Source organism: Vibrio sp. Vb1554 (assembly GCF_033344235.1).
Genome location: NZ_JAWPOJ010000042.1, coordinates 23,568 through 31,617 on the forward strand (window position 1 = coordinate 23,568; position 8,050 = coordinate 31,617).

Genomic DNA, 8,050 nt, shown 5'->3' on the forward strand with positions numbered 1-8,050 from the left:
AGATGGAACTTGCTGATATTCGTCGTGAGTACACCAAAGGTGGGCTGCGTCGTAAAGATTTGAAAGCTGATCCTATTGATCAATTTAATCTGTGGCTAGAGCAAGCAGTTGAAGCGGGTTTAACGGACCCGACTGCGATGACAGTTGCAACGGTTGATGAAAATGGCATGCCGTTTCAACGCATTGTTCTATTGAAAAACGTCGACAAAGATGGTTTTGTGTTTTACACCAACCTAGGCAGTCGCAAGGCCCAGCAGCTAGAGCATAACAGCAATATTAGTTTGCACTTCCCTTGGCATCCGTTAGAGCGCCAAGTTCATATTACTGGTGTGGCTGAAAAGCTTACCGCCGTAGAGAATATGAAATACTTTACTTCTCGTCCTAAAGAGAGCCAGTTGGCCGCAATCGCGAGCAAACAAAGTAGCCGTATTTCTGCCAGAGGTGTGTTGGAAGGTAAGTTTTTAGAGCTAAAACAGAAGTTTGCTAAGGGTGAAATACCAGTACCAACCTTTTGGGGTGGCTTTCGCGTAAAACCAAAGAGCATCGAATTTTGGCAAGGTGGCGAACATCGCCTTCACGATCGTTTTCTTTTCTCCCAGCATGATGGAAGTTGGGACATTGATCGTTTAGCGCCATAGGCTTATGGTCCCTCATGAATAAACAAACACCGCCGAATTGGGGCGGTGTTTTTGTAGGTGGAAGCGATGTGAATTATCGCTCTCCATTCAACACAACCGATAATTGATGCTTAAGCAGCGTTTTGGGTACAACAGAGCCGTAGCCTGCTTCCATTGCTTTATCTATTAGCTCGTTCTTGCTGTTCGCTGCAAACTTATTACGTAAGCGTGCGACGTGACCTTCAACGGTTTTTGTTGATATGCCCATGACCTGAGAGATAAATTGAGGCTTTTTGCCATAGAGCAAGAGGAAAAGCGTTTCTTGCTCGCGGCATGTGAGCTTCTCTGGTTTTGGTTGTAAGTCAGAAAAACGAAAGATGGATTGTTGATTTGGGTTGGTACTGATAGCACGACAAACCCAATACCCGACTTCAATCACGGCAGTGTCGGTGAGTTCTCTTCCGTAGAAAATGGTGCCTACAATGTCGCCATTGTCATCTCGCCACGGTGTTTTAGTAAATATATGTGCTCGCCAGCGGCCATCTGGATAAGGGTGGATATCCAGAATTTTTAGTGACTCGCCAGTTTCGAGAACGTGTTTATCTTGGCGTTGAAATTCTTGCGCGCATTCAGTGGTTGGGCTGGCCATATCAAAATCAGTTTTACCCAAGCACTCCTCGGGCGATGTGTGCCCTAACAGTTCTGCGTATTCCTGGTTTACGTATAGGAATACCGAATCTTTATCTTTGCATCCCCAACAACCTGGTAGCTGTTTAAGGAGGGATTGTTCTATGGTATCGACTGAAATATTCACAAAAGGACTCACTACATACTGCTTATACCAATACAGAGACGTCCGTGTTATATGGCTCGTATTGATGTCGTTGCTAGAACACGTTCGTTGATTGGCGCTCAATCCAATTAAATTCATGGTGTTCGATGTTTTCGTCAGGTAGTCATTGACAACGACGAAATGGAACGAAGAGTTTAATTGGGAAAATGGTCTGTTTCATTACAGATATGTGCGCTCACGGATGTCCGCCTAATGTTCGGCTTACAACTCGTATCGTCCTTGATCATGCTTCCTACAACTCAGTTGTAATGTGGTTGACGTTCATATCACTTGTGAGTGAAAGAGCAGCACCTAAGCATATGAGAGGGACAGTGAGACAAAAGCTATGATATCAGCTTATGCCATTGTTTTCATTGTTGAGAAGCGAAAAAAAAGCCAGCCTGAAGACGGGCTGGCAACACAAGATATAATCTTGTCGACGTGTAGAAGAGGTTCTAAATTACCTAGCGAGGGTCTGCTAAGTAAGTTAGAGGTATCAATGAGATACCGAGAGCTTTAGATCGTATGCATCTTAAAGCTCGATAACTAATGTATTGAATCAGAGGCATATTAGTAAGGGGGGAAATCCCTCTATGTTGAGTTTAAGCGTGGGTTTCGATCCGTTTCAGGGACGACCTATCTAATATGGAGCACGATGTTTTACAAAATAACGGATTGTTCGGTAATAAGGATCTTTACATTGATTGATTATGTATACGTAAGGTGTTGCCTATCTATCCGTTTTTGTTAATAAAATTGGTTGCTCACTGACCGTAAATTAACCTCGCATGATCATCGTTCCGGAACTATGATCATGTAAATGAACTTGATCATGCTGATTTGATCTTGTCGATTGAGTTGGGTAAAAGTTGCAACCCAACAAAGAAGGTATATGATGCGAAGACGTAAGCTGACCGTGTAAAGACGACTGTTTAAAATGAGTGATTCAGATAACCAAAAAATCCTTTCATATCAAGATATTATGCTGCCAAAGCCGGCGGAGCTGATCACACTTCCGTCTTATATGGATTGCCACGATCATTCTTATACGCAGATCGTGATTGGTTTAAAAGGGCAAGCCGAATTTGAAGTGCGCGGGCGAGGTAATCTTGTCGGCCCTGGTCAAGGTTGTGTGGTTACCGCATGCTCTGATCATGCTTTCGGTGGCGTCATCAATCAATCGGATATTTTGGTGCTGAATATGCCCAAACCGACAAATGATGATCCCGAAATGCTTCAAAAAATCAATAACCTGGAGAGAGACCATGTCTACTTCCAGTTAGATAGTCAAATTCAGAAGCTGATACAGATGTTGGTTCAGGAAATGCGAAACCATCCGGATGACCTGCTGTTAAGTCGTGCGTGTAACGACACTGTGATTGCGTTAATGCAGCGCCATATCTCGGCATTTGAGACCAGTCGAAAAGAGTCGCGCTTTGATTTGGAGGCGATTGATCGTTACATTGAGCAGCACCTGAGTCATAAGATTAGTGTGGCTCAATTGGCCGGGCGAGTGTTTCTTGGGGAAAGTCAGTTCCATTGCTTGTTTAAAGAGCAGATGGGGATTACACCTCATCAATATGTTCTCGGAAAGCGAATCGACATGGCTCGTGAATTAATCGAGCAAGGGCACCTTTCTTTAGGGCAAATTGCCGAGTTTACTGGCTTCTCAAGCCAGAGTACTTTTACTCATACTTTTACTCGCTTACAGGGAATATCACCTTCCCGTTATAAAAAACAAGTTGGATAACAACGCGTTTTTTTAGGTCAAATAATCATCAATCAGAATGAAGCCATGCACTATGCATGGTTTTTTTATGTTTTATTCACGTGACCTATCTCTCGTTTTTTCAAATTCTCTGTTCTTTGCAGTGGTTGATATGCCACTTGATCCTACATTTTCTCTTAGAACGAGCTCTTCACAAAAATCTTATTGATATTCTTGATATTTTGTTGTGAATGCAATGAAAAAATTAAAATTTACAACACAAAATATTACCTATTTGAATGTGACTATGTGGATGTTTTGTTATAAAAGCGAGTTTTTGGCAAAAATGTCGTAGTTTTTGACAAGTATTCTTATCGGCCTCAAAATACACTGCCAGCCATTGATAATCCTCGAAGCGGTTTTCGAGGAGTGAGATTGAGGAACACACATGTTTACAGCTACGAACGTGTTGACACCGGAATTTATCGGGCAGCCGCTTGATAAGTTGTGGTCACTGATCTCGCCATTATATATGGTGGACGAGTCTCAATGGCTAGAGCAACTATTGCCACTAGCGACGCCGACAGAGGATGAAAAATCGGCGATCACTACCCAAACGACCCACCTTATCGAAGCCATTCGTGCCGATAAGAAGTCAATCCAGATGATTGATGCTTTATTGCTGGAATACAGCTTAGATACTCAAGAAGGTATCTTGCTGATGTGTCTTGCAGAAGCATTAATGCGCATCCCAGATGCCGCGACAGCAGATTCTTTGATTAAAGATAAGTTGAGTGTCGCAGACTGGAAATCTCACCTGAAGAACTCTGACTCTGTGTTTGTTAACGCATCAACATGGGGCCTCATGCTAACAGGTAAAGTGGTTGGTCTTGGTGAGCAAGGCACCCAGAGCCCAGGTCAGGCTGTAAACCGTCTGGTAAATAAATTCTCTGAGCCTGTGATTCGTAAAGCCATGTATCAGGCAATGAAGATCATGGGTCACCAGTTTGTTCGTGGTCGTACGATCGAAGAAGCGCAGAAGAACGGTCGTCCAATGCGCGACAAAGGTTTCACCTACTCGTTTGATATGTTGGGTGAGGCGGCGTTAACTACAGCGGACGCGAACAAGTACTTCAAAGATTACCTAATGGCGATCGAAGCGGTGGGTCGCGAGACTTACGGTAACGACACCAGCCCTGCGCCTTCGATTTCCATCAAGCTTTCTGCATTACACCCGCGCTACGAAGTCGCAAATGAAGAACGTGTAATGACAGAGTTGTATGACTCACTAATGCAGCTATTGAAACGTGCAATTGAAGTCGACGTTGCAATCACAATCGATGCAGAAGAAGCGGATCGCCTTGAGCTTTCCCTGAAGCTATTTGAGAAAGTATACCGTAGCGATCTTGTGAAGGGTTGGGGCAAGTTTGGTTTGGTTATTCAAGCCTACTCAAAACGTGCGCTACCAGTCTTGGTGTGGCTAAATGCACTCGCAAAAGAACAAGGTGACGTTATTCCTCTGCGTTTGGTTAAAGGCGCGTACTGGGACAGCGAAATCAAGTGGTCTCAACAAGCGGGTTATGCAAATTACCCAGTATACACTCGCAAAGAAGCGACGGACGTTGCATACCTAGCTTGTGCTCGTTTCCTACTTAGCGAAGGTGTTCGCGGTAATATCTACCCACAATTTGCAAGCCACAATGCTCACACGGTGACGGCAATTGCTGTCATGGCGGAGCACAAAGAATACGAGTTCCAGCGCCTGCATGGTATGGGTGATTCACTGTATAACCATGTTATGAAAATGTACGGTCAGCCAGTACGTATTTATGCTCCTGTCGGTAGCCATGCTGATCTTCTTCCGTACTTGGTTCGTCGTTTGCTTGAAAATGGTGCGAACAGCTCGTTTGTACACCGTCTAGTTGATGCGCGTTGTCCGATTTATGAGTTGACCCATCACCCTGTGGATGTGTTGACGGGTTTTGACACGCTACACAACGACAAAATTCCATTGCCTGCCGATATTTTCCCTGAGCGTAAGAACTCATATGGCGTCAACATTGATATCGACAGTGAGGCGAAGCCATTTGAAGCGCAGGTAGAAAGCTTCATGGACAATCAGTGGGTTGCAGGCCCGATGATCAATGGTGAGCGTTTTGCCGAAAGCATGATCAAGGAAAATGCGGCTGAGATCATCACCGCACCGTACGATCGCCGAATTGAAGTCGGCAAAGTGGCATTTGCAACACTTGATCATGTTTCCGCTGCAATTGATGCGGCGCAAACTGCTTTCTCTGATTGGAAAGGTGTTCCTGTTGAGCAAAAAGCGGCTTGTTTAGAAAAGCTTGCTGACTTAATGGAAGAAAATCTGGCTGAGCTGGTGGCGATTTGTCACAAAGAAGCGGGCAAGACGATTCACGATAGTATTGATGAAGTTCGTGAAGCAGTGGATTTCTGTCGTTATTACGCGAAACAAGCGCAAAACCTACAGCCATTTGAGCTAGAAGGCTTTGACGGTGTGAAACGCATTTCTAGCCGTGAAGGTCTTGGTGTGTTTGTGTGTATCAGCCCTTGGAACTTCCCGTTGGCTATCTTCCTTGGTCAGGTAACGGCAGCACTGATTGCAGGTAACACTGTGGTTGCAAAACCTGCTGAGCAAACAAGCTTAATTGCCGCTCGTGCTATTGAATTAATGCTTGATGCGGGTTTCCCTGCTGGTGTGATTCAGTTACTTACTGGTCGCGGCGCTGAGATCGGTCATGCACTGACTTCTCATGATGCTATTGCTGGTGTGGCATTCACTGGCTCAACGGCAACGGCGCAACGCATTAACGTCACGCTCGCGGAGCGCAGCGCGAAACCGGTTCCGTTTATTGCGGAAACAGGTGGCCAAAACGCAATGATTGTGGACAGTACTGCATTGCCAGAGCAGGTGGTGCGTGATGTGATTCGTTCGGCGTTTGCATCTGCAGGTCAGCGTTGTTCTGCCCTTCGTGTTTTATTTGTACAAGAAGATGTAGCAGACCGTATGATCAACCTGATTCAAGGTGCGATGAATGAGCTGCATGTTGGTTTACCTTACCTACACAAAACGGATGTTGGTCCGGTTATCGACAGCAATGCAAAACAAAAACTCCTTGCTCACCTTGAGCAAATGAGCAAAACACAGACTAAAGTCGCTCAGCTACAGCTGGATGAATCGTGCCAGCATGGTGACTTTGTCTCACCAAGTGCGTTTGAAATCTCGGGCATCGATGTGCTGAAAGAAGAACAATTTGGTCCAATCTTGCACATTATTCGCTTTAAAGCGTCTGAATTACCGAACGTGGTTGCGCAGATCAACAAAACGGGTTTTGGCTTGACGATGGGTATCCATAGCCGTAACGAAACCACGTACCGTTGGATTGAGAAACATGCACGAGTAGGTAACTGCTACATCAACCGAGACCAAGTTGGCGCTGTGGTTGGTGTACAGCCGTTTGGTGGTCAAGGCTTGTCAGGTACTGGCCCGAAAGCTGGTGGTCCACACTACCTATTCCGATTTACTCAACATCTTCTTGCTCAAGCAGAAAACGCATAAGGAGTCGCATTATGGTTCATCAGATCACCTATTTTAAAGATGCATTCTCTGCGTGGGAGCAGTGGAATCTGACTGATTTTGATTACAAATGCGAGCATGTTCTGGCATTTAAATCTGCACTAGAAGGGCAGCAGTCTACCGTTGCCAAAGTGGTTTCTTACCACTTGCAACAAGCATCAGCTCTTCTTGCAGAAACTCACCAGTTAGTTGGCCCTACAGGGGAAACTAACGAACTGTATGCCGCAGGACGCGGTGTGGCTTTGGTGATTTGTGAAAACAACATCGAGCCTGCTGATAATGCGTTATACAGTGCTTTTGCGATGATCACCTGTGCCTTAATTGCCGGCAACAGTGTGGTCGTTTGCAGTGACAATGCAGAGCTAAACCAATTGGTTAAGCAAGCTGTAGCGTTGGCAAACTTCCCATCTAACTTAGTCCAGGTTGTTGCGTACGATGCGTCTGCCCCGTTGCTTGAGAGCGATGTACGTAGTGTGGGTTATGTTGGGCGTTCACAGGTTGAGCATGCGCTCAATCTTCAACTAGCTAAGCGTGACGGTGCAATCGTCGGCTTAGTTTCTGAAACGGATTTAGAGTCACCGAAATTGGCTCATGATCCTCATCTCTCGTTGCGCTTCATTACTGAGCGCACTCGAACGATAAATATTACCGCGGTGGGTGGTAACGCAACTCTACTCGAGTTGGGGAACGAAACTCACTAACCTGACTTGTAATGCCAATCTGGAGTAACTGGACTGAGAGCCGGTCCAGATTGGTTTTTTATACTCTGATGTATTGCTGAGACGGTAAAATATCAGGGCAGGCAAGGAAGGAAATAATTATAACGAGGACTATCTAATGATAGAAAATAGCTTTGCTATCACGTCCACTTTTGTGGCGTATTTACTGATTATGGTTGCTATTGGCGTTTACGCGTATAAGAGGACTTCCAATTCATCTGACTACTTCCTAGGTGGCCGTAGCCTAGGTCCGTGGCCTGCTGCATTATCTGCAGGTGCTTCAGACATGAGTGGTTGGCTGCTGCTAGGCTTGCCTGGCTATGCGTACGCTGCGGGTATCGAGGCCTTCTGGTTAGCCGGCGGTCTACTTCTTGGTACATGGGCAAACTGGCTCATCAGTGCAAAACGCCTTCGTACCTACAGTATCCAAACTGACGCGCTAACGTTGCCAGAGTTCCTGTCACGTCGCTTCAACGATAAGTCGAAACTGATTCAGACAATCTCTGCGTTTTTCATTCTTCTATTTTTCCTTTTCTACACCAGCTCAGGTTTGGTCGCAGGGGGCAAACTGTTTGA

General features: G+C 45.5%; 6 protein-coding genes. 5 read left to right on the plus strand and 1 reads right to left on the minus strand.

Annotated elements, in window-relative coordinates; all coding sequences use genetic code 11:
- Window positions 1-2 precede the first annotated feature (2 nt).
- Entirely contained in the window at window positions 3-638 is a 636-nt protein-coding gene (gene pdxH / locus R8N28_RS21980) for a pyridoxamine 5'-phosphate oxidase (protein WP_005374570.1), read from the plus strand.
- Between the two features lie 73 nt (window positions 639-711).
- On the opposite strand, the gene R8N28_RS21985 is transcribed toward pdxH, so the two are convergent.
- Window positions 712-1,431, minus strand: a complete 720-nt coding sequence (locus tag R8N28_RS21985) for a PAS domain-containing protein (RefSeq protein WP_082240199.1) — start codon at window positions 1,429-1,431, stop codon at window positions 712-714.
- A gap of 955 nt (window positions 1,432-2,386) precedes the next feature.
- On the opposite strand from R8N28_RS21985, the gene R8N28_RS21990 reads away from it, so the two are divergent.
- From R8N28_RS21990 to R8N28_RS22005, 4 genes are all read left to right on the plus strand, one after another.
- Window positions 2,387-3,199 (plus strand): AraC family transcriptional regulator, encoded by an 813-nt coding sequence (locus tag R8N28_RS21990; protein ID WP_225495768.1) that lies wholly within the window; start codon window positions 2,387-2,389, stop codon window positions 3,197-3,199.
- Between the two features lie 406 nt (window positions 3,200-3,605).
- Entirely contained in the window at window positions 3,606-6,737 is a 3,132-nt protein-coding gene (putA, locus tag R8N28_RS21995) for a bifunctional proline dehydrogenase/L-glutamate gamma-semialdehyde dehydrogenase PutA (protein WP_065275555.1), read from the plus strand.
- An 11-nt stretch (window positions 6,738-6,748) separates the two neighbouring features.
- Window positions 6,749-7,456: a 1-pyrroline-5-carboxylate dehydrogenase gene (locus tag R8N28_RS22000; RefSeq protein ID WP_005383557.1), complete on the plus strand. Its 708-nt coding sequence runs from the start codon at window positions 6,749-6,751 to the stop codon at window positions 7,454-7,456.
- Between the two features lie 136 nt (window positions 7,457-7,592).
- Window positions 7,593-8,050, plus strand: a 458-nt coding sequence (locus R8N28_RS22005) for a sodium:solute symporter family transporter (protein WP_412079923.1), incomplete at its 3' end; no start/stop codon positions are given.